This is a genomic window from Parasedimentitalea psychrophila (assembly GCF_030285785.1).
In the GTDB taxonomy this organism is placed as follows: Bacteria; Pseudomonadota; Alphaproteobacteria; order Rhodobacterales; family Rhodobacteraceae; genus Parasedimentitalea; species Parasedimentitalea psychrophila.
The window spans coordinates 2,538,200-2,557,943 of sequence record NZ_CP127247.1 but is presented as its reverse complement, the minus strand read 5'-3'; the positions used below and the strand labels follow the sequence as shown (position 1 = coordinate 2,557,943).

The following is a 19,744-nucleotide window of genomic DNA, read 5'->3' as shown; positions in this document are numbered from 1 at the left end:
CCGTACCGCCCCCCGGTCAGTCCCCCAGTCAGTCCGCTTTGCCAAACAGCCCGGTCAGCGCCCGCTGGACCACCGCCCGCACCTTGGGCTTGCGGGTGGCGCCAAACGGCATCGGCCGGCAGACCTCCATCGCCGCAATCCCCACACGGGCGCTCAGCGCTCCGTTGACCAGCCCCTCGCCAAACCGCCGCGACAATTTCGAGAGCACCGTTCCGCCCAACACCGGCTCCAGCAGATCATCGCCCACCGCAACGGCGCCGGTGACCACCAGATGGGACAGCACCGCACGGGTCAGCCGCCATGAGCTAAAGAAACCGCCCCGGCCACCATAGATCTCGGCCACCTGCCGGATCATCCGCATCGACGAGACCAGCGCCGTCACCACATCTGCCAGCGCCAGCGGCACCAGCGCGGTCACCGTCGCCACCTGCCGCGCCGCCGCTTCAACCGCCCGCAGGGCTTCGGCGTCCAGCGGCGCCAACAGCTCGGTCTCGGTCAGCAACAGCACCGCATCCGCGTCCAGCAACTCCCCCCGCCGTTCAGCCAGCCGCGCCCGGCCCCAGGACAGTTCGGCCCGCCCGCCATAGAACCGCTCTATCCGCGCGGCAAAGGCATTTGCCGAAGCCAGATCATCGCCCACAGCCTCGGCCCCACGGCGCAATCCGTCCACCCGCCGCAGCCGCGCCAAGGCCGCCACCTCGCGCAGGCCCATCAGCAAGGCCAGCCCCAAAGCCACCCCCAGCCCAAAAGTCACCGCCCAGCCCAGCAGCGGCATCCGGACAATCAAACCACTGGCAAAATCCCATGCGGCAACCGAGACAACAGCGCCAATCAGAGCCAGCACAAGACCCCAGAACCACCGCGCCAGCCGCGACGGCTTTTGCGCTGCCAGTCGCGCCGCCTGTTGCATCGCCGCGCTTGGCGCCGCCTGTGTCAGCTCAGGCACCGCATCTGCCGCCGCCACATCCGGCGCCGCCTCGGTGTCCTCGATATCAAACAGCACCGGTTTGTTGCTCATGCTTGGTCGCCTTCCGGGCCAGCCGCCCATTGCAGGAATACATCTGGCAGCGATTCCTCGTTGGTTGATCCATCACTGCGGCCGATTTCGATAAACCCCTGCCGGTGATAAAACCGCCGCGCCGCTTCGTTGGCCACAAAAGTACGCAGCACCAAACGCGGGCTGGCGCCCTTGGCATTGGCCAGCAAAGCCCGCCCATAGCCATAGCCGCGCCTATGAGACAGCAGGTAGAGAGAGCAGACCTCTTCGCGATCGCGCGCCAGAAAGCCCACCACTCGGCCCTGATCCTCGGCCACAGTGACCCAGCCGCGATCAATCATTATTCGGCAAAGTCCGACCACCTCGCCCAGCGTGTAGAGTTTTGGCATCCAGACAGTGTCCTGCTGAAACTGGTACACGATTTCGCCGGTGGCCTGCACGTCGCTGCTGCGTGCCGCCCGGATCGTGACGCTCACAACAGATCTCCGATCAGAAATTCGGCGGCCCGGTCCAGCCGGATATGCGGCGGCCCATCGCCTGGTTTCATGCTCAGCCTGGCCGGCGCAAAATTCATCGCCCGGTAATCGCCATTCAGCCATTTGTCCGCCCCGGTCCGCGCCGGTCCCAGAAGATGCGCCGGATCATCAGGCAAGGCGCCCGGGTAAAACGCCGCCTGTTTGCCACTGTCCAACAAGGTGCCGCGCACGCAGCCCAGATCGGCGCCATCGTGGCGCCGCATCTCTTCGGTTGTGGCCCGCAACGCGGCCAGAGCAAGCGCCGAGGTCTTGGCCCCGGCGAACCTGGCCCGGTCCTGGGCTTCGCGAGTCAAAGCCTCAATAATAGCGGTCATCTGCGGGTGCTGACTGTGGTGCAAATGGTCTGCCTTGGTGGCCGCAAACAGAATTTTCTCAACCCGTTTGCCACGCAGAAGCCGCGACAGCAAACCGTTGCCACCGGGACGGAATGCACCCAGGATATCGGCCATCGCATGGCGCAGATCCTCTAGTGCGCGCGGGCCAGAGTGGATCGCACTCAGCGCGTCCACGAGCACCACTTGCCGGTCGATACGGGAAAAATGGTCGCGAAAGAACGGCATCACGACCTGGCGCTTATAGGCCTCAAACCGGCGCTGCATCTCGCGGTGGAGCGAACCGCGCTGTGATTTGCCCTGAAACGGGATCGGCGCAAAAGTCAGCACCGGCGAGCCCGCCAGATCCCCCGGCAGCAGGAACCGCCCCGGGGTGCAATCATAAAAGCCATCCTGCCGCGCAGCGTTCAGATAAGATGCGAATGTGCGGGCCAGATCCTGTGCCACAGTCTCGCCGTGGGCAGCACTCGCATCGACCGCCAGCGCCTGGGCCAGAAATTCGCGCGCACATCTGCGGCTCCTGATCCGCGCCAGCACCTCGGCGGACCAGCTGTCATAGGTTTTGTCCAGCAGCGCCAGATCCAACAGCCATTCGCCGGGATAATCGACGATATCGATATGCACTGTGCGCGGCCCCTGCAGCCCCGATAGCAATCCGACAGGCGCCACCCGCAGGCTCAGCCGCAGCTCTGATATGGCGCGGGTGCTATCGGGCCACTGTGGCGCCGGTCCGGTCAGCATCGCCAGATGGGTCTCGTAGTCGAACCGCGGCACGGTATCATCCGGCTGCGGCTGCAGGAACGCCGCATCAATCCGGCCGTCGCGCACTGCAGCCAGCTGCACCATCCGGCCCCGATCCAGCAGATTGGCCACCAGAGCGGTGATGAACACCGTCTTGCCCGACCTCGCCAGACCGGTCACGCCCAGACGGATTGTCGGCTCGAAAAATCGCTCCGATACAGAATCGCTTAGCCGCTCAACCCCGCGCGCAACTCCGTCGGCCAATGAAGAAATCATCAAAATCACGCCCCGTCTCAATACTATATCGCAAAATATAGGTAGCCAGTGGCACCGTTACCAGTCCGAACTTTGCCGCAAAGACAGGGCTTGTGCGAGACCTCTTGTCGCGTTAGGTGCGCCGCCATGCCGCGTTATGCTTTAAAAGTCGAATATCAGGGGGCGCCATTTTCCGGATGGCAGCGCCAGAAAGATCAGCCCTCGGTGCAGGGCGCGATTGAACACGCCTTGGCGCGGCTGGAACCCGGCCCCCATACCATCGGTGCGGCCGGCCGCACCGATGCCGGTGTGCACGCGCTGGGACAGGTCGCACATTGCGATCTGACACGCGACTGGGACCCGTTCCGGCTGTCCGAGGCGCTGAATTTCCACCTGAAACCCGCGCCAGTGGCCATCACCGCCTGTGTTCAGGTGGCTGACGACTGGCACGCCCGATTTTCGGCCCTGGAGCGGCAATACCTGTTCCGCATCATGGCCCGCCGCGCCCCTGTCACCCATGAGGATGGTCGGGTTTGGCACGTAAAGTCCGATCTGGACATCGTCGCCATGCAGGCCGCAGCAGATCGGTTGATCGGGCAGCACGACTTTACCACCTTCCGCTCAACCATCTGCCAGGCCAAAAGCCCGGTCAAAACCCTGGACGGGTTGCGTATTGAACGGGTTGATGGCTTCTCAGGCCCGGAAGTCCATTTCCACGTCCGCGCCCGCAGTTTTCTGCACAATCAGGTGCGCAGCTTTGTCGGCACCCTGGAACGGGTCGGCGCCGGGTCGTGGTCGCCGCAAGATGTCAGCGAGGCGCTGGCAGCCCGTGATCGCGCCGCCTGTGGCCCGGTCTGCCCCGGCCACGGATTGTATCTGGCGCGGGTGATCTATCCCGAACCGCTGTTCGACTGATCGGCCCTTATCACCCGCAAGGCCCGCCCCAGAAACAGCCCTGAACTGATCCCCAGCACCAGCGTAAACGGCAGCACAAACGACAGCTCGGCCAGCTGTCCGGGCGCCACAGCCTGCAGCACACCGCGCAGGAAATTCGCCCAGAACACCACCATGATGGTGATTAGGGTCAGCCACTCCCCGGCCAGCATCACTGTGTTTCCCTGACGATTGAGTATCCAGCGCCCTTGCAACCGGAACCCCAACAGGGTGGCCAAAGCATAGCCCGCCAGAAACCCGGCCCAGATCGACAGGCCAACCGGCAGCGCCAGCACCGTGCGCAGCCCCAGCAGCCCCAGTAGCGGCAGGATACAGACCAATTGCACCCTGGTGCTGCGCTCTCGGGTTGATTGCAGCCCCAAGAGAGTCAGCCCGGCCAACAGCGGCCAGACCCAGACCGGGGCACCGGTGAGAAATTCCATAAATCCAGTCCCTATGTTCAGATTGGTCAGCAACACCCCTTACCGACCTCGCTCAGGCTGCGCCAGCGCACAAAGCCCGCCCGGTCTCTGGAACCAAGCGGGCCTTTTCTAAGTGAGTTCAGCCAACACCAGCCGGGATAGACCCCAACTACAGCCTCACGGCTAGATCTTTTCCTGAGTGTATTTCTTCAGCTCAACCCGCGCCACCTGACGTCGGTGCACCGCATCCGGGCCATCGGCCAGTCGCAGGGTCCGCACATGGGTCCAGGCCTGCGCCAGCGGGGTGTCCTGCGAAATCCCCTGACCGCCAAACATCTGCACCGCCTCGTCGATCACTTTCAGCGCCACCCGAGGCGCCACCACCTTGATCTGGCTGATCCACGGCGCAGCGGCACGGGCATCGCCCTGATCCATATACCAGGCCGCCTTCAGACACAGCAGCCGCGCCATCTCGATCTCCATCCGGCATTCGGCGATGATATCGTAATTGGCTCCCAGCTGCGCCAATGGCTTGCCAAAGGCCTCGCGCGCCAAGGACCGGCGACACATTTGCTCCAGGGCAATTTCAGCCTGACCCACCGCCCGCATACAGTGATGGATGCGGCCCGGCCCCAAACGGCCCTGGGCAATCTCAAAGCCACGCCCTTCGCCCAGCAGGATACTCTCGGCCGGCACCCGGACATTGGTGAACCGAAGATGCATATGGCCATGCGGCGCGTCATCATGCCCATAGACCTGCATCGGCCGCAGCACCTCGATGCCCTCGGCATCCGCAGGCACTACAATCATCGACTGGCGCTGGTGCTTGGGCTTTTCCTCACCCGCCGTCTTCACCATGACAATATAGACCTTGCAGCGCGGATCACCGGCACCACTGGCCCACCATTTCTCACCGTTCAGCACATAACTGTCACCATCGCGCACACAGGACATCGCGATATTGGTGGCGTCTGAGCTGGCCACATCAGGCTCGGTCATCAGATAGGCCGAGCGGATCTCCCCCGCCAGCAACGGCTGTAACCACTGCTGCTTCATCGCATCCGAGCCGTAGCGCTCGAACACCTCCATATTGCCGGTGTCCGGAGCCGAGCAATTAAAGACCTCAGCCCCCAGTGGTGTCTTGCCCATCTGTTCGGCAAAATAAGCGTATTCCACGGTGCTCAGGCCAATACCCCGGTCACTGTCGGTCAGCCAGAAATTCCACAGACCTGCGGCCTTGGCCTTGGCCTTCAGCCCTTCCAGGATCTCGGCCTGACGAGAGGTATAAGTCCAGCGGTCGCCCTTGCCGATTTCAGCGTGATAGGCGTCCTCCAGCGGCATCACCTCGTCCCGGATCATTGCGCTCACCCGATCCAGCAAGGCGCGGGTTTCCTCCCGCATGCCAAAATTCATATCCATTGAACCTGCCTCCAAACAGCCGCTTGTTTCTCACCTGAAATCATGTCTCAGACCAGCGCCGCTTGTCCAGCGGGGTGACGGCACGTAACAGCAAATTTCAAACCAAACCCGCGCCGCTTCATCTGGCCCTAAATATCAACGCCAGCCCAAAAAAACCCATTGTGCGAAACCAAAGAAAGCCCTTACAGCGCAGTGCTATAAGCCGGGTTTGGCGTCAATTTTGATTCGGTGCAATTACCGGGGATTGTGGCAAGAATAGGTAGCAAGAACACGATGGCGCAGCCGAGTGTGAAAAACCTATTGTCTCCTCGGGTAGGGTGTCTCGTAACCGAAATCGAATGATTGGACATGAAAACCTCCTTTCGCTGGATTGAGAAGGTCCCAATTCAACGACAGTCGTGCCCATCCACAAGATCAACGGTCCAAATGACGCGCTACCAGAGCAACAGGACGAAATTCTCAGTTCGTGTCCGTGTCGAGCATGTGTTCAGCGCGCAGGCGAACGACATGGGTGGCACGCTGGTGCGAACCATCGGCCTGGCGCGGGCCAAGGCCAAAATCGGAATGAAAAACCTCGTCTACAACATCCGCCGACTTGGCCAGTTGCACCGCCTGAATCCGTTCCCGGCAATCACATTGCAGGGATTTAAAACGCACTTTATCCTTCAAGCTGAACGACCATCAGGTGTGCTGGCGCGTCGCTTGCAACGGACATGGTATATGTCGAGCAATCGGCTTTTTTCAATCGCGCAACGTTCCCGGGCACCAGATCTTGGGTGTCACCATCATCTGTGGAAATGCGCAACTTGCCAGATAGGCACACTACCATCTGGTCGATATCAGTAGATCGCGTCTCGCTGAAAAATCCAGGGGTCAACTCGATGAAAACCAGTAGTTTACAGTTTTCATGTGTCGACATTCTGGGCATTCCTTCAACCAGAGCATGGTCCCCAGATCTGAATTTTACCAATGCTTTATCAAACTGCGGAAGCCCATCTTCCCCTTTCAGAATTTCCAGAATGCTTAAGTCCAATATCTCTCTCCCTAATGTAGACCACTCGGTTGGAGTGGCTTGCTTGACATTGAAATGATCCGGCGACCTGGGCGGGTTCAGACTGTGCTATATGCCCCTTTGGCAATCTTCCAACGCCGACTTGTGCCAGCAACGGGATTGTCACGGTGCGAATGGTGGAAACGAGTGATGGTCTGGTTTCCGAAGCAAGCGAAGAATTTACTTTGGAGGCGTCGAATGCGAGATCCGCGAACAGAACTTCGGTAGGAAACTCGATTTCAAACGTCGCATTCGAATGAAATTCTATCGTCGCCTACCGTACGTGACGTTTCCAATGAGATCGCCAGAACTGGCCAACTATCCAAGCCCATGTCTTCTGCCACGTGCAGCCCCAAAAACGGGTCTTGTGCGGCGCGGGCCAGTTCATTCATCAATCCGTAAAAGACTTCAGAATGCACAAAGACATCCGGGTTTTCGGCCATGTCAGAAGTCAGGCCGAGTTGTTTCAAGGATTTTCCAGTAGAAATCCCTAAAGATTTTAGCCGCTCAAGAAACGGAGCGATCAACGACAATCGTATGAGCGGATAATGGGAGCAATTCGATGTTTCGAATATGCTGGGTGTGGGCATTCTGACACGATAGCACGCTTTGGCGCTGTGCAATTGTCACCTGGCGCCAAATTTTAGGTGACGCTTTGACCAAAAGTGACAATTTTTCGAGCCGCCATGGAGTATGCTAAGTTGCTTTCTTCGAAAGTACTCGCAAACGGCATATCTAGATCTACTTTACTGTTTTTGGCGGAAACTTAAGCCCATTGCAGCTGAAGATCACAACCTTCGAATGTTAATACGCATGCGCTTTTCTGGCACCAAAAATTCTCAGTCGAAAGGAAAATGACATAATGACGAACGTCAAAACCCTCGCCGCGGCTGCAGCCCTCACGCTGTCGGCTGGCGGAGTGTTGGCTCAGGAAGAGCCACGCCAAGTTCTGTTCACCAACGTCAACGTTTTCAACGGCGTGGATGACGGGTTGATGGAAAATGCAAATGTGTTGGTCGTAGGCAACCTGATAAAGACTGTTTCAACCGATACAATCAGTGCCGAAGGAGCGTATGTTGTTGACGGCGAGGGACGCACCCTGATGCCCGGCATGATCGACATGCATTCGCATCTGTGCCTGCGCGACGGCATGCTGACCTTTCGCGACAACTATGACCAGATGACGGCGGGTGCCAATACTGCTCATGTCCTGTTGGAATACCTCGATCAGGGGTTCACGACTGCGCGCGATGCAGGGTGCAATGTCCTGTCAATTGCCAAATCCGTGAACAACGGCATGTTCCCCGGTCCGCGCATATTCCCCAGCGGCGCGTTCCTCAGCCAGACCGGCGGCCATGCTGATACTGGCAGATTCAACGACCGGGTGGGAGAAGTGGACCCACTTGAGCATGTGGGCTTTGGCTACATCGTCGATGGTGTGCCAGAAGTTATAAAAGCGGCACGCCATAACCTGCGCGCCGGCGCGACCCAGATCAAGATCATGGCAGGCGGTGGCGTCGCCAGCGAGTTTGATCCGCTGCACATGACGCAGTTTACGCCGGAAGAAATGAAGGCGGCTGTCGATATTGCCGCCGATTACGGCACCTACGTGATTGCCCATGCCTATCATGATTCCTCGGTCAACCGGGCGATTGACGCTGGCGTACGTATGATTGAACACAATTTCCTTGTGTCCGAAGAAACCGTTATTCGTATGAAAGAGGAGGGTGTCGGACTGGACATTCAGGCTGTTATGTCGTTGCAGGCATTTGGCAATCCTGAGGCCATCACGTTCTTCAACGCAGATCAGAAAGCCAAGGCGACGCAGGTGAACTCAGGTGCTGCGCAAATGATGAAATGGGCGGTCAAGCATGAACTTCTCATGGTCACGGGCGGTGATATGTTTGGCCCTGACCTAGGTCGGCAGGCTGACAACATCATCTGGTTCAATGACGAAATTGCCAATAATCCGTATCTGTCTTTGAAAACCGCAACAGGAAACGCCGGCGAAGTGCTGGCTTGGAGCGGTGGGATGAGCCCCTACAAAGAGGGCACAATCGGAACAATTGTCGAAGGCGGTTACGCAGACATCATCCTGATCAACGGCAACCCTCTTGAGGACATTCACACTCTTGGCCGCAATACCGTTGATTTCGTGATGAAAGACGGATTGGTCTACAAAAACTGGCTGCCCGATGATGCGGCACCACACTTCCAACGACCCGGGCCAAAAGAGGGCGAAGTACATCTGCCTCTCTAAGAGTCTTGGCAACAAGATGTCCTCGACAAGAGCACTATCAACTTTTGTCGAGGACGTTTTCAACTCAACGGCGAGGGGTAATGTTGATGTCAAAAAACAGTATACTTGCTGGTGTGCTTGCTTTTGCTTTGGTGGGTCAAAGCAACGCCGGTGAACTCGACTTTGCACCCGGACCTGTGGCTGGTCCGTTACCATGGACTCACGAGAATTTTGACTCTGATCCACAAAAGTTCACCTTTGCTATCCACTCCGATCTGACCGGTGGAGAACGTCCGGAGATATTTGCGACAGCGATGGCGCAGCTTGCTCTGTTGCGGCCCGAATTTTTGATCAGCGTTGGTGACCTGATCGACGGCGGCGGCGATCGAGATGAGCTGATTGGCGAATGGGAGAGCTATGACGCTCGTATCGAAGGGGCACGTTTTCCAGTGCTGTACGTCAGCGGAAATCATGATGTCTCCAGCGAGCTGGAACGGGAGTTATGGGGGGAACGGTATGGTCCCATTTACTATCACTTCCGATACCGGGATGTGCTGTTCCTGGTGTTGGACAGCGAAGACATGACATCGGAACGACGGGTGGAACTCGTCAAGCAGCGGTTGGACGCGATTGAAATACATAAAACCCAAGGTGCTGAGGCGGCGCTGACAACGCCTTATGGTCAAAGTGCCGAGAAACAATCGGGGGCAATCAGCGAAGCGCAGGCTGACTACTTCGTGAAAGTTCTGGCTGATAATTCGGATGCCCGCCACACTTTTCTGTTCGTTCATAAGCCCGTCTGGGAAGCAAGTAGTAGTCCATATGCACGAATTGAAGGCACTCTGAAGGCCCGCCCTTTCACGGCCTTCAATGGGCATGTGCACGCCTATGCCTATACTCAACGGATGGGACGCGATCACATTCAGCTCGCGACAACGGGTGGTGGTTTTTTCCCCGATCTTGGCATGTCCGAGGATCATGTGACGCTGGTCACGGTTGGTGGTGAAGATGAGGTTAGCATCGCCAATCTGATGCTGGCAGGAATACGCGACAAAACAGGCGCCATTCCAAACAATGGGGACGCGCTGTGTTTTTCCGCCGCAGCCTGTGAAAGTAAATGACCGTGTTCCCAAGGCTTACTTTTATGGGTGAAGCAACCGGCATGCTTGCCGGGTTTCTTCTCATTGTAGCTTCACTGGCCCCATCAAATCTTTCAGCTCAGGGCCTTGGTGGCCCGTCTTCCGTCCAGGCGGACCTTGATCCCGGCGACGGCTTGACTGACCCGCGTTTCCGCTCCAACTTTCCACGCAACATCGCGCCTGAGTATTTTGCCTGGAAGGATCGCTTGGCGACCGATCACGGGTTTAGGTTCAACTTCGACTACCTTGCACTCGGCCAGTCATCGAATGCTGACATAGGGCAAGGTCAGGCCAGCGGCGGGATTGCACGGATCTATGGCAGCTGGCAGGCCACGGAAAACGGATCGCTGACTTTCAAGATTGAAAACCGCCATGCTTACGGCGCAGTGGCTCCGCAGTTCTTCGGGCTTGATGGCGGGGCATTGTCAATCACCGGAACGGCCTTTAACGATAATGGCACTCTGCTGACCAACCTCTACTGGACTCAACGCGCCGTCGACGGATCTTGGACGTTTCAGGCCGGTCAGATCGACGTGACCGACTTTGTCGATACCTATGGGCTGGTCAGCCCCTACAGCGGTTTTCAGAACCTTGCCTTCAACACCAACCCAACCATCAATGCCCCAAATCAGGGACTTGGGGTCGCGGCGGGGGCGAAGCTCGGGTCGAACTTCTATGCAGTTGCCAGCCTTGCTGATGCCAACGCTGACCCGGCCCACCCTGACCTGGATGTGTTCTCGGATGGGGATCTCTTCAAGTCTGTGGAAATCGGCTACACAAGTGGCTTTGACCGGCTGTATTTCGACAATGTCCACCTGACGCTCTGGCATGGAGATGCGGCAACAGACGGCAGTCGGGCTGAGGATTACGGCGCGTCCTTTTCGGCCGCCTGGTTTATTGACAACAAATGGATGCCCTTCCTGCGCGCCGGTGCGTCCAAAGGAACAGCGGCGCTTTATGACCGGTCAGTGTCTGCTGGCGTCGGATATTATGCTCGCAACACAGATTTGGCTGGTGCCGGTCTGAACTGGGCCGAGGCAAATGGCCTCCCAGGCAGTCAGGCGACACTGGAAATGTTCTATCGGTTTTCCATCTCACCCGGGCTGCAGGTCACGCCCTCGCTGCAATTCATCGACAACCCACTTTTGAACCCTGCCCAGTCGAGCATCACGTTGCTTGGGCTAAGGGTCAGGATGATCTTTTGAGAATGCTGGAAATAATCTGCGCCTTGTCACCGTTGCGGGCTCCACCCGAACGCACTGACGCTGGTGTGCAATGCCTTAAAGGCTCTGGCTGTAACGCCGACGATCTACCTTCTTTTGGCCTGAGTCTAAGGTTCAACCTGTGATGACCGCAATGAAACGAAGAGACTTCGCAGTTGGTTCCCTGGCATTTCTTGTACCGGAGTGCGCAGTGGGCCCTGAGTTCACAAAGCCGAACATGCAGATTGCAGATTGCAGACCAGTATGATGGTATGCGGGTATCTCCAACCGTCACAGTTACGGATGCCAAATGGTGGTCTGCGTTTCAGGATCCTGTGCTTGATAGACTCGTCGATGTTGGACTTAGCCAGAATCTCGACATTCGACGTGCTGTGGCACGGATCAAGCAAGCAGATGGCCTGTCAGCGGCTTCTGGTTACCCGATTATCGGTGCTGTTCGCGTGGGCGAAGGTAAAATCAGCAACCAAACTGGAGTTCCCGCAGATCTCATCCGAAACCGACCTGACATCAAACGCGCGGAAAAACGCTTAGAGAGCGCCCTGGCGGGTGTCGGAGCCACGAAGGCCGAACTCTACCCAGGTATCGTGCTGACCGGCAAAATCGCTTTGAACGGAAATTCAACCGGCCCAGCCGTAAACGCGGGGGTCTTTCGTGTTGGATTTGATCTGCCCATTTTTGACCGCCCCGTTCGAAAAGGGCGCCTGAAAGCATCTCTTGGTATTGCAGAAGAAAGGCCTGCCGAATGGGAAAAGGACGTTGTGCTTGCCGTTCAGGAAGTACGCAATGAAATCCTGAGAGCTGCCAAATACCTCGGGCGGGCCATTTGGCGAAGATTGAGTGGCTATCATCGCAGAAGCCTCGTCGAGACAACCCTCTCGGGATCATGCTTCGCATAACCCTGCCGGGCAGTGAATGCGCTGTGTCAAACTGCTGGGCGAGGGCATTATGGCGCGGGAGTTCAATCGCCAGGTCTCCGAGCTACAAGTTCGGGCCGCCATGCTCAACGGCTTCACCGCGCTTGGCATTCCCCAAACCCATCCCGTAGGATAACTCCGTCCGGGGAAAGGGGCGGCACGCCTTCAGGCTGAGTTGTGCAACAGAGCCCCGCCAGAGGCAAAGCGGCCATAAACACAGCGGCGGGCCCGCTTGGGCCCGCCTCCATTCTTTAACCCTGATCCGCCTGAGGACCCGCCGACGGCTCAGCCGATAAACTTCTGGTACTCGGCCTCGTCCATATAATCATCCATCACCGACAGATCCGAGGCTTTGATCTTGAAGAACCAGGCACCGCCCTGGGCATCCTCGTTGACCAGTCCCGGTGTGTCAGCCAGGCTCTCATTGACCTCAACAATCTCGCCGTCCAGCGGCGACAGGATGTCCGAAGCGGCCTTGACCGATTCAATCACCACAACCTCTTCGTCCTTGGTCACTTCCATGCCGGCCTCCGGCAATTCGAGAAACACAACATCGCCCAGTTGCTCGGCGGCATGCGCGGTGATGCCAACGATAATCAGATCGCCTTCAGGCAGCAGCCATTCATGTTCTTCAGTGAATTTCATCTTTGGTTTCCCTTTGACCCAAGGATTTTACTTTTGCGACAGGCTATCAATCGCGCCGCCCCCGATCAAGCCGCAAACGTCGCGAGCGCGCGGCACCCCACCCTCAATAAAGGTTGAAATATTCCGCCTGCTCCCACTCACTGACGGTGTTCAGATAGCGGTTCCACTCAAAGTGTTTGAGATGCAGCAGATAGTCGGCGAACTCATCCCCCAGCGACTGGCGGAACAGCTTTGAGCCCTCAAATGCCTGCAGCGCATCCCCCAATGAGCGCGGCAGTTGCAGATCGCTCCCCTCATAAGGCGACAATGTGGGGGCCGGTGCGACACGGCCATTGGCAATGCCCTCGGCGCCGGCAATCAGCTGCGCAGCAAGCGCATAATAGGGATTGGCCGAGGTATCCGGTGCCCGGTTCTCGATCCGGCTGGCAGGATCGCCCTCTTGCAGCAGCGCCCGCAGCATCGCACCACGGTTGTCCTGTCCCCACTGGATCCGGTTTGGCGCCAGCTGGAACGGCAGATAGCGTTTGTAGCTGTTCACACTGGGCGCAATCAGCACCGAGGCGGCGGCGGCGTGCTTCAGCAACCCGGCGATCCAGCCGCTGGCCTGCGGCGTCAGCCCGCCGCCCTCGTCCGGCATGAACAGGTTGCGGCCAGTGGTCAGATCCAGCAACGACTGATGGATGTGCCAGCCATTGGCACAGGTGTTTTCCAGCCGCGGCTTGGCCATGAAACTGGCATGCAGCCCCTGCGCCGCGCAGACCTGTTTGACCATGCTGCGAAACATCACCATGGCGTCGGCCTGGGTCATCGGATCCGCCGGGTCAAAGGTAAATTCAACCTGACTGGGGCCCATCTCCACCTCAACCGAGCGCACCGCCAGCCCCAGCCCCTGCGCCGCGCGCCGCAGGGTGTCGAGTATCGCCTCCAGCTCGCCATAGCGGGCCTCGGTCAGAAACTGATAGCCCTGCGCCAGATTGCGGGTCTCAACCGGGGTGCCCGGCATGCCGGACTGCTGATGCCCCCGGGCACTGTCAAGGCGCTCGAAGATGTGAAATTCAACCTCCAGCCCGATCACCGCTGCCATGCCCTGATCGGCCAGCTGGTCCATCGCCGAGCGCAGCACATGCCGCGAGCCGAACGGCACCGGGCGGCCATTGCGAAACACCACGTCACAAAAGATCCAGGCCGAATGCGGTGACCAGGGCAGCACCCGAAAGGTATCGGGACAGGGCACCAGCAGCACATCGCCGGCCCCCTGCATCGGCCCGGCGTCACAGGCACTGGAACTGGCACTGGCGGGGGACCACACATCAAAGGCGGTGCGGTGCGAGGTGTCTTTCAGCAACAGGGTCGAGGGCACCGCCAGCCCGGCGCCAAACACCGAGTCAAAGGCGCTGGCGACAATGGTTTTACCGCGCAGAATGCCGTGCTGATCGACAAACAGCACCCGCACGGTTTCAATACCCTCGGACCGCACCTGCGCCACAAGATCTGCCGCCTTGGCCCGGTCATCGTCAGACAACAGCCCCATCTGGGCCAGTTTCCCAGCCCTAAAATCATCACGCATGCTGCGCTCCCAGCGTTAGGTTGGCTTAGACAGTGGCGTCCCAGGGGCAAGCCGCACGGCGTGCCGCATCCGCCACGGCCGTGGCCTTGCTCCAGTCGCCGTCTTTGGCAATCGCATCATTGGACACTGGGCCAAACAGGGTGGTGAGGTCCAGACCCTTCTGCATCGGCAGGTCCTGATAGCGGCCCTCTTTGACCGCCGCAATGGCTGCGCGCAGCATTCGACGATAGCGAATAATGGCGATATCCGTCTTGCCAAGATGCTCCTGCGTGCGATCCTGTATCGCCCCCAGGCTCTCCACCGCCCACTGGTCGTGGACGTTGATATCCAGCCCCATGCCAGTATAGGTCTCGGTTGCCTGCTCAGCCGCATCATAGCCGTAATTGTTCGAGGCATCTTTCAGGGGTGCATAGTCGGGCAGCCGGTGTTCCTTTAACCGCTGTTGCCGCATCAGGTCTTTGTCGACCGGATCGGTGTAGCTGGTGAACATCGAATACCAATAGCAATTTTCGTCGTCGATCGGCACATGCCACTGGGTGATGATCATCTCACGCGACATCGGAATACTAATCGCTTCAGGGAAGATCTGGTTGGTGACACGCACATGGGTCTGGCCATTGTCCAGGTGACGCAGCGCGGTCAGCCGCAGACCATAGTCGGTCTCGTCAACACTGATATCCGGGCGCGGATAGTCGCGCAGCACCTTGGTGATCGGAATGCCGCTATCCGCCGCCGTGTCGCGAAACTGCTTGCCATAACTGTCAGCGCTGTCTTCGTCTTGCAGGAATCGGTGCAGAAACGAGGCATGCGCCGGGTCGATGCCAACCTCCAAGGCCTGCAGCCAGTTGCATTTCCACAGGCCCTTGAAGGCAAACACATGGCTGCTGGGGGCGCGAAAACAGTCGAAATTTGGGAAAGCCGGCGGCTCTCCCGGTCCCATATAGGCCCAGACAATGCCGTTCTTCTCAACCACCGGATAAGACACCGATTTGATCTTCTCGTGCATGCGGCTGCCTTCGGGCTCTCCCGGTTGCTCAACGCACTGGCCGTTGCGATCAAAATGCCAGCCATGAAACGGACAGCGCAGCCCGTTGTCTTCAAGTCGGCCGAAACACATATCAGCGCCGCGATGGGGGCAGTGACGGCCGATCAGCCCCAGTTCGCCCTCACTATCGCGGAACAACACCAGATCTTCGCCCAGCAGCCTCACCGGCACCACCGGGCGGCCCTGTTCCAGCTCGTCCAGCAATGCCGCGGGCTGCCAGTAACGGCGCAACACCTCTCCGGCGTCGCTTCCTGGTCCCACCCGGGTGAGACTATCATTCATTTCCTGGCTGATCATGGCTACCCCTGTTCGCTGGCAAGTCGAAAATGCTGGCTTGACGTTGTTCGTATGGCGAACTATTGGTCGTACCTTACGATCAAACTGCAAGAGCATTGCAAGGCTGTCAAGCATGGTCGGGCGTTTTTTACGGGGAAAGTTACGGGGACACTGATGTCAAACAACGGCCAAGATCGAAATATTTCATCCAGCTTTGCCAAAGGCTTGGCTGTATTGGCCGTTTTTGACGCCGCCAGCCCAAGCATGAGCCTGGCCGAGATCGCCCGCCGAACAGGTCAGGATCGGGCCACCGCACGGCGTGGCGCCCTGACCCTGGTACAGGCCGGCTATCTGCGTCAGGACGGGCGGATGTTATCGCTGACACCCAGAGTGCTGGAACTGGCCGGCGGATTTTTGCAGGCCAATCAATTTGGCCTGCGGGTCCAGCCGGTGCTGGATCACCGCGCCAGCAGCCTCGGCGCCGAAATCACCCTGGCCATGCTGGACAACGAGCAGGTGCTGCTGCTAGCCCAGTCTACCGTGGGTCACAGCCCAGTGACCTATGGTTTTACGGCCGGCGCCCGCATCCCGCTGATCCACACCAGTCTGGGCCGAATGCTGATGGCCTGCCTGCCGTCCGAGCAGGCTGCGGCTCTGGTCAAAAAAGACCCCAGCCCCGGCCACACAGATCTGTCGATTCAGGACCATGCCACCATCATTGAACGGATTGATCAGGCCCGTCAGGATGGGCTGGTTGTCACCGACAGCGAATTTGAATCGGGGATCATTGGCTATGCGGTTGTGGTGTCGCGCCCCGGTGACACGCCAGTGGTTGTCGGCAGCTCGGCGCCGCGCGGCTTGGGCGACCAACACCGACCAGAGAAAATCCTGCGTGAGCTCCAGTTATGCGCCGCCGAACTGCGCCAGACAAAAGCCGTCGTCGGGCTGTAACCGCCTGACCTGTAGTCACATAGCTCTGCCCAGGGCCCTGGCTAGGCTTCACCCCTCGAAGCCACGCTAGATCAGCTGCAGCTGCGGCTCGGGCTGCGGCCCATCAGGGCTGCAGCAGCCAGAGACCATCGGCGTTCTTGCAGCGCCGCACATGGATCAGCACCGGCTTGTCCTTGCCAGCCGCCATTGCCACGTGGCGCAGCGACACGCAATTGCCGCTGATCGCATCCAATGTCACCTTGCCCGAAGCGCCACTGCTGTCATTGGACCACTGCGCCACTGCCCCCACCCTGGGCGCGCCGCGCTCATACAACCCGCCAGCATACTGCCCCATCATGTCAAAATCTTCGCTGCTCAACCCCGAGTCAGCCAGCATCCGCGACAGCGGTTTGGCCTCGGCAACGCCGCTCATGGCAACCAGAATGGCACAGGCGCTCAGAATTTTTCTCATATTGGACCCTCGGAAATACAATGCCACCACGGCAGCTCTGCCTCTGCGATACACCGCGCCCCGCGTTTTGTCCAAAGCCAGCTGCGCGATATTCAAATAATTGCGAAGAATGCTATTGGCCAAGACCATCTTTCACCCACCCGGCGGCGCGGCCATAGTTACCGCAGACTCACAGAAAAGGATCTGCCAATGGCACAGCCCAGCTACCACACGCCTCAGGGCGGCCATCCGGGGCAAGACCAATTGCTGACCGACCGGGCGATGTTCACCGATGCCTATGCGGTGATCCCCAAAGGCACCATGCGCGACATCGTCACCTCGTTCCTGCCCGGCTGGGACGGCATGCGGATGTGGGTGATTGCCCGCCCGCTCAGCGGTTTCGCCGAGACCTTCTCGCAGTATATCGTCGAGCTGCAACCGGGCGGTGGCTCAGACGCACCAGAAAGCGATGCAACCGCACAGGCGGGGCTGTTTGTCACCCAAGGTACCCTGCAACTGACCATCGACGGCGCCGCCCACACATTGACCCCCGGCAGCTTTGCCTATCTCCCCGCTGCCAGTGACTGGTCTATCCGCAACAGCAGCGCCGACACCGCCGCCTTCCACTGGATCCGTAAACAATGGCAATCGGCCCCCGGGGTGCAAAAACCCGCCGCCTTTGTGGTCAACGAACAGGACATTGCCCCCAATGTGATGCCCGACACCGAAGGCCGCTGGTCCACCACCCGGTTTATGGATCCTGCGGACATGCGCCACGACATGCATGTCACCGTGGTCAACTTTGAACCCGGCGGCGTCATTCCCTTTCTCGAAACCCATGTGATGGAACACGGGCTGTTCGTGCTCGAGGGCAAGGCTGTCTACAAGCTGAACCAAGACTGGGTCGAGGTCGAGGCCGGCGACTTCATGTGGCTGCGCGCCTTCTGCCCTCAGGCCTGCTATGCCGGCGGGCCGGGCCGGTTCCGCTATCTGCTGTACAAGGACGTCAATCGCCACATGCCACTCGGCTAAAGGGGCTGGGCTAAAGGGGCTGGGCTAATTGAACTGAACCGTTAGCCATTGCATGTGCCGCAACCTGCGTTAGAGTTGCGGCACAGTGATTTTATGCGGAGAATTGGTATGTTGAAGCCCCTGATCCTGGCCGCCACATTGGCCCTGACGATGACCCCGCTGGCACAGGCCAAAGAGGCCGAGGGTAAGCAAGTCTCGATATTGGGCCGCATTTGGGTTGTGACCCCGGTCAAAGACGCACCGGGGCGGTTTCGCGCCACCCGGCTGAACGAGGAGCTGCTCCCGTTCCGCCCACCCGCCATGATCGGCTCCCGCCAGGCCGTACGCGCCTTCAAGGCGGCCACCGGTTGCAGCGCCAATATTGATACGATGGTGAAATCCATTGATGGCTCTTACGCTGCGCAGATGATCTGCCCCCGGTAAAGCCCATTCAGGCTCGGCTCGACTGTGCCCGACTGGGCTTTGGCAATGTTGAAACATTTGCCGCCCCAAAATGTGATCAAATTTCACCTCAAGGTGGATTGAGCCAGACCCTATCCCCTGCCATAGCTATCAGATGAAAATTGCAATCAACGGATTTGGCCGCATTGGCCGCGCCATCCTGCGCCAGCTGCTCACCACGCGCCGCGGCGAAGACATCGACGTGGTGCTGATCAACGACATCGCCCCCCTGGAGATGTGCGCCTACCTGTTCCAGTACGACAGCACCTTTGGCCCCTTCCCCGCACCGGTGGAGATGGGCAACAATACACTGCAGGTGATGGGGCGCTCGATCCCTGTCAGCCAGTTTGCCGACCTCACCCAGGCCGATCTGAGCGGCGTTGATGTGGTGCTGGAATGCACCGGCATTGCCCGCAGCTCGGACGTGGCCGAGCGCGGCCTGGCAGCGGGGGCCGGTAAGGTCCTGATCTCAGGTCCCTCACCCGCTGCCGAGCAAACGGTGGTGCTTGGCGCCAATGACGCAGCGCTGACAGGCGCCCGGATTGTCTCCAATGCCTCCTGCACCACCAATGCGCTGGCACCGCTGCTCAGTCTGGTGGACCAGATTGCCGGCATCGAAACCGCCCATATGACCACCATCCACTGCTATACCAACTCGCAGCCCATGGTGGATGCTCCGCGTGGTGATTTTGCCCGCTCCCGTGGCGGCGCCTTGTCGATGGTGCCGACTTCTTCCTCGGCGACCCAACTGATCGACTTGGTATTGCCCCATCTGGCCGGCCGCATCAGCGGCTCCGCAGTGCGGGTGCCCAGCGCCTCTGTCTCCGCCGTGGATCTGGTGGTGCAGCTGTCACAGCCCAGCCGCGAAAAGGAATTTCTGGCCACCTTGAAAGAGGCCGTTGCCGCCTCCCCCGTACTGGGCTGGACCGAGATGCCACTGGTGTCGTCCGACCTGCGCGCCCGCCCTGAATCGCTGATCATCGCCGCGCCGGAAACCCGCATGGTGGGAGACCATCAGCTGCGGCTGTTCGGCTGGTACGACAATGAGTGGGGCTTTTCCGCCCGCATGCTGGATGTGGCACAGCGGATGGCGGCTCAATAACAACGCCCGCTTAGCGCCAAAAAACAAGGGCCGCCTCCAGCAGCAACGCCCAGT

The 19,744-nt window shown here is 59.2% G+C and carries 19 protein-coding genes and 3 pseudogenes; 11 read left to right on the top strand and 11 right to left on the bottom strand.

What is annotated here, in order from left to right; all coding sequences use genetic code 11:
* Positions 1-28 precede the first annotated feature (28 nt).
* From QPJ95_RS12445 to QPJ95_RS12435, 3 genes are read right to left on the bottom strand one after another with little or no spacing between them, the layout of a single operon-like run.
* Positions 29-1,018, bottom strand: a complete 990-nt coding sequence (locus QPJ95_RS12445; RefSeq protein WP_270917926.1) for a YcjF family protein — start codon at positions 1,016-1,018, stop codon at positions 29-31.
* On the bottom strand, positions 1,015-1,473 hold the full coding sequence (locus tag QPJ95_RS12440; protein WP_270917927.1) for a GNAT family N-acetyltransferase: 459 nt from the start codon (positions 1,471-1,473) through the stop codon (positions 1,015-1,017). Before QPJ95_RS12440 ends, QPJ95_RS12445 begins: the two co-directional genes overlap by 4 nt.
* Complete coding sequence (locus QPJ95_RS12435; RefSeq protein WP_270918042.1) at positions 1,470-2,885, bottom strand: YcjX family GTP-binding protein; 1,416 nt, start codon at positions 2,883-2,885, stop codon at positions 1,470-1,472. Before QPJ95_RS12435 ends, QPJ95_RS12440 begins: the two co-directional genes overlap by 4 nt.
* Positions 2,886-3,008: 123 nt before the next feature.
* Here QPJ95_RS12435 and truA point away from each other — a divergent pair, with 123 nt between their 5' ends.
* Complete coding sequence (gene truA, locus QPJ95_RS12430; RefSeq protein ID WP_270917928.1) at positions 3,009-3,776, top strand: tRNA pseudouridine(38-40) synthase TruA; 768 nt, start codon at positions 3,009-3,011, stop codon at positions 3,774-3,776.
* On the opposite strand, the gene QPJ95_RS12425 is transcribed toward truA, so the two are convergent.
* Together QPJ95_RS12425 and QPJ95_RS12420 are read right to left on the bottom strand one after the other, a co-directional pair.
* Positions 3,752-4,237: a hypothetical protein gene (locus tag QPJ95_RS12425; RefSeq protein ID WP_270917929.1), complete on the bottom strand. Its 486-nt coding sequence runs from the start codon at positions 4,235-4,237 to the stop codon at positions 3,752-3,754. The two genes, truA and QPJ95_RS12425, sit on opposite strands and share 25 nt — an antisense overlap.
* A gap of 162 nt (positions 4,238-4,399) precedes the next feature.
* Positions 4,400-5,635: an acyl-CoA dehydrogenase family protein gene (locus QPJ95_RS12420; protein ID WP_270917930.1), complete on the bottom strand. Its 1,236-nt coding sequence runs from the start codon at positions 5,633-5,635 to the stop codon at positions 4,400-4,402.
* 441 nt (positions 5,636-6,076) lie between these two features.
* Here QPJ95_RS12420 and QPJ95_RS12415 point away from each other — a divergent pair.
* Positions 6,077-6,262: pseudogene (locus tag QPJ95_RS12415) on the top strand (IS5/IS1182 family transposase); the annotation flags it as partial.
* 31 nt (positions 6,263-6,293) lie between these two features.
* On the opposite strand, the gene QPJ95_RS12410 reads toward QPJ95_RS12415, so the two are convergent.
* Together QPJ95_RS12410 and QPJ95_RS12405 are read right to left on the bottom strand one after the other, a co-directional pair.
* A complete protein-coding gene (locus QPJ95_RS12410; RefSeq protein ID WP_270918046.1) occupies positions 6,294-6,668 on the bottom strand; it encodes a cupin domain-containing protein in 375 nt (124 codons plus the stop codon).
* 257 nt (positions 6,669-6,925) lie between these two features.
* Positions 6,926-7,156, bottom strand: coding sequence for an AraC family transcriptional regulator ligand-binding domain-containing protein (locus tag QPJ95_RS12405; protein ID WP_286018114.1), 231 nt, complete (start codon positions 7,154-7,156; stop codon positions 6,926-6,928).
* A gap of 392 nt (positions 7,157-7,548) precedes the next feature.
* On the opposite strand from QPJ95_RS12405, the gene QPJ95_RS12400 reads away from it, so the two are divergent.
* The 5 genes and pseudogenes from QPJ95_RS12400 to QPJ95_RS12380 all read left to right on the top strand — a co-directional run.
* Positions 7,549-8,946 (top strand): metal-dependent hydrolase family protein, encoded by a 1,398-nt coding sequence (locus QPJ95_RS12400; protein ID WP_270917932.1) that lies wholly within the window; start codon positions 7,549-7,551, stop codon positions 8,944-8,946.
* An 86-nt stretch (positions 8,947-9,032) separates the two neighbouring features.
* Positions 9,033-10,046, top strand: coding sequence for a metallophosphoesterase family protein (locus QPJ95_RS12395; RefSeq protein ID WP_270917933.1), 1,014 nt, complete (start codon positions 9,033-9,035; stop codon positions 10,044-10,046).
* 23 nt (positions 10,047-10,069) lie between these two features.
* Positions 10,070-11,269: a carbohydrate porin gene (locus tag QPJ95_RS12390; RefSeq protein WP_270917934.1), complete on the top strand. Its 1,200-nt coding sequence runs from the start codon at positions 10,070-10,072 to the stop codon at positions 11,267-11,269.
* Positions 11,270-11,538: 269 nt separating this feature from the next.
* Positions 11,539-12,030 (top strand): annotated as a pseudogene (locus QPJ95_RS12385) (TolC family protein); the annotation flags it as partial.
* A 30-nt stretch (positions 12,031-12,060) separates the two neighbouring features.
* Positions 12,061-12,337 (top strand): annotated as a pseudogene (locus tag QPJ95_RS12380) (hypothetical protein); the annotation flags it as partial.
* Positions 12,338-12,486: 149 nt separating this feature from the next.
* Here the strand turns inward: QPJ95_RS12380 and gcvH are convergent.
* From gcvH to QPJ95_RS12365, 3 genes are all read right to left on the bottom strand, one after another.
* Positions 12,487-12,846 (bottom strand): glycine cleavage system protein GcvH, encoded by a 360-nt coding sequence (gene gcvH / locus QPJ95_RS12375; RefSeq protein WP_270917935.1) that lies wholly within the window; start codon positions 12,844-12,846, stop codon positions 12,487-12,489.
* Between the two features lie 103 nt (positions 12,847-12,949).
* The gene (locus QPJ95_RS12370) at positions 12,950-14,413 is read right to left on the bottom strand and encodes a glutamine synthetase family protein (RefSeq protein ID WP_270917936.1); all 1,464 of its coding nucleotides are present in this window, start codon (positions 14,411-14,413) and stop codon (positions 12,950-12,952) included.
* A gap of 25 nt (positions 14,414-14,438) precedes the next feature.
* Entirely contained in the window at positions 14,439-15,755 is a 1,317-nt protein-coding gene (locus QPJ95_RS12365) for an aromatic ring-hydroxylating dioxygenase subunit alpha (RefSeq protein WP_270917937.1), read from the bottom strand.
* A gap of 153 nt (positions 15,756-15,908) precedes the next feature.
* On the opposite strand from QPJ95_RS12365, the gene QPJ95_RS12360 reads away from it, so the two are divergent.
* Positions 15,909-16,685 (top strand): IclR family transcriptional regulator, encoded by a 777-nt coding sequence (locus QPJ95_RS12360; protein WP_270917938.1) that lies wholly within the window; start codon positions 15,909-15,911, stop codon positions 16,683-16,685.
* 103 nt (positions 16,686-16,788) lie between these two features.
* On the opposite strand, the gene QPJ95_RS12355 is transcribed toward QPJ95_RS12360, so the two are convergent.
* Positions 16,789-17,136, bottom strand: coding sequence for a hypothetical protein (locus tag QPJ95_RS12355; protein WP_270917939.1), 348 nt, complete (start codon positions 17,134-17,136; stop codon positions 16,789-16,791).
* A 189-nt stretch (positions 17,137-17,325) separates the two neighbouring features.
* On the opposite strand from QPJ95_RS12355, the gene QPJ95_RS12350 reads away from it, so the two are divergent.
* The 3 genes from QPJ95_RS12350 (at position 17,326) to QPJ95_RS12340 (ending at position 19,690) form a co-directional block, all read left to right on the top strand.
* A complete protein-coding gene (locus QPJ95_RS12350) occupies positions 17,326-18,147 on the top strand; it encodes a bifunctional allantoicase/(S)-ureidoglycine aminohydrolase (RefSeq protein ID WP_270917940.1) in 822 nt (273 codons plus the stop codon).
* 108 nt (positions 18,148-18,255) lie between these two features.
* Positions 18,256-18,570: a hypothetical protein gene (locus tag QPJ95_RS12345; RefSeq protein ID WP_270917941.1), complete on the top strand. Its 315-nt coding sequence runs from the start codon at positions 18,256-18,258 to the stop codon at positions 18,568-18,570.
* A 133-nt stretch (positions 18,571-18,703) separates the two neighbouring features.
* On the top strand, positions 18,704-19,690 hold the full coding sequence (locus tag QPJ95_RS12340) for a type I glyceraldehyde-3-phosphate dehydrogenase (RefSeq protein WP_270917942.1): 987 nt from the start codon (positions 18,704-18,706) through the stop codon (positions 19,688-19,690).
* The last annotated feature ends 54 nt before the right edge of the window (positions 19,691-19,744 follow it).

What these genes read in the sequence shown, in the direction of transcription:
- gcvH (WP_270917935.1), bottom strand. Translation starts at nt 12,846, where the DNA reads ATGAAATTCACTGAAGAACATGAATGGCTGCTGCCTGAAGGCGATCTG.
- QPJ95_RS12425 (WP_270917929.1), bottom strand. Translation starts at nt 4,237, where the DNA reads ATGGAATTTCTCACCGGTGCCCCGGTCTGGGTCTGGCCGCTGTTGGCC.
- QPJ95_RS12445 (WP_270917926.1), bottom strand. Translation starts at nt 1,018, where the DNA reads ATGAGCAACAAACCGGTGCTGTTTGATATCGAGGACACCGAGGCGGCG.
- QPJ95_RS12345 (WP_270917941.1), top strand. Translation starts at nt 18,256, where the DNA reads ATGTTGAAGCCCCTGATCCTGGCCGCCACATTGGCCCTGACGATGACC.
- QPJ95_RS12355 (WP_270917939.1), bottom strand. Translation starts at nt 17,136, where the DNA reads ATGAGAAAAATTCTGAGCGCCTGTGCCATTCTGGTTGCCATGAGCGGC.
- QPJ95_RS12420 (WP_270917930.1), bottom strand. Translation starts at nt 5,635, where the DNA reads ATGGATATGAATTTTGGCATGCGGGAGGAAACCCGCGCCTTGCTGGAT.
- QPJ95_RS12400 (WP_270917932.1), top strand. Translation starts at nt 7,549, where the DNA reads ATGACGAACGTCAAAACCCTCGCCGCGGCTGCAGCCCTCACGCTGTCG.
- QPJ95_RS12340 (WP_270917942.1), top strand. Translation starts at nt 18,704, where the DNA reads ATGAAAATTGCAATCAACGGATTTGGCCGCATTGGCCGCGCCATCCTG.
- truA (WP_270917928.1), top strand. Translation starts at nt 3,009, where the DNA reads ATGCCGCGTTATGCTTTAAAAGTCGAATATCAGGGGGCGCCATTTTCC.
- QPJ95_RS12395 (WP_270917933.1), top strand. Translation starts at nt 9,033, where the DNA reads ATGTCAAAAAACAGTATACTTGCTGGTGTGCTTGCTTTTGCTTTGGTG.
- QPJ95_RS12390 (WP_270917934.1), top strand. Translation starts at nt 10,070, where the DNA reads ATGGGTGAAGCAACCGGCATGCTTGCCGGGTTTCTTCTCATTGTAGCT.
- QPJ95_RS12360 (WP_270917938.1), top strand. Translation starts at nt 15,909, where the DNA reads ATGTCAAACAACGGCCAAGATCGAAATATTTCATCCAGCTTTGCCAAA.
- QPJ95_RS12370 (WP_270917936.1), bottom strand. Translation starts at nt 14,413, where the DNA reads ATGCGTGATGATTTTAGGGCTGGGAAACTGGCCCAGATGGGGCTGTTG.
- QPJ95_RS12350 (WP_270917940.1), top strand. Translation starts at nt 17,326, where the DNA reads ATGGCACAGCCCAGCTACCACACGCCTCAGGGCGGCCATCCGGGGCAA.
- QPJ95_RS12365 (WP_270917937.1), bottom strand. Translation starts at nt 15,755, where the DNA reads ATGATCAGCCAGGAAATGAATGATAGTCTCACCCGGGTGGGACCAGGA.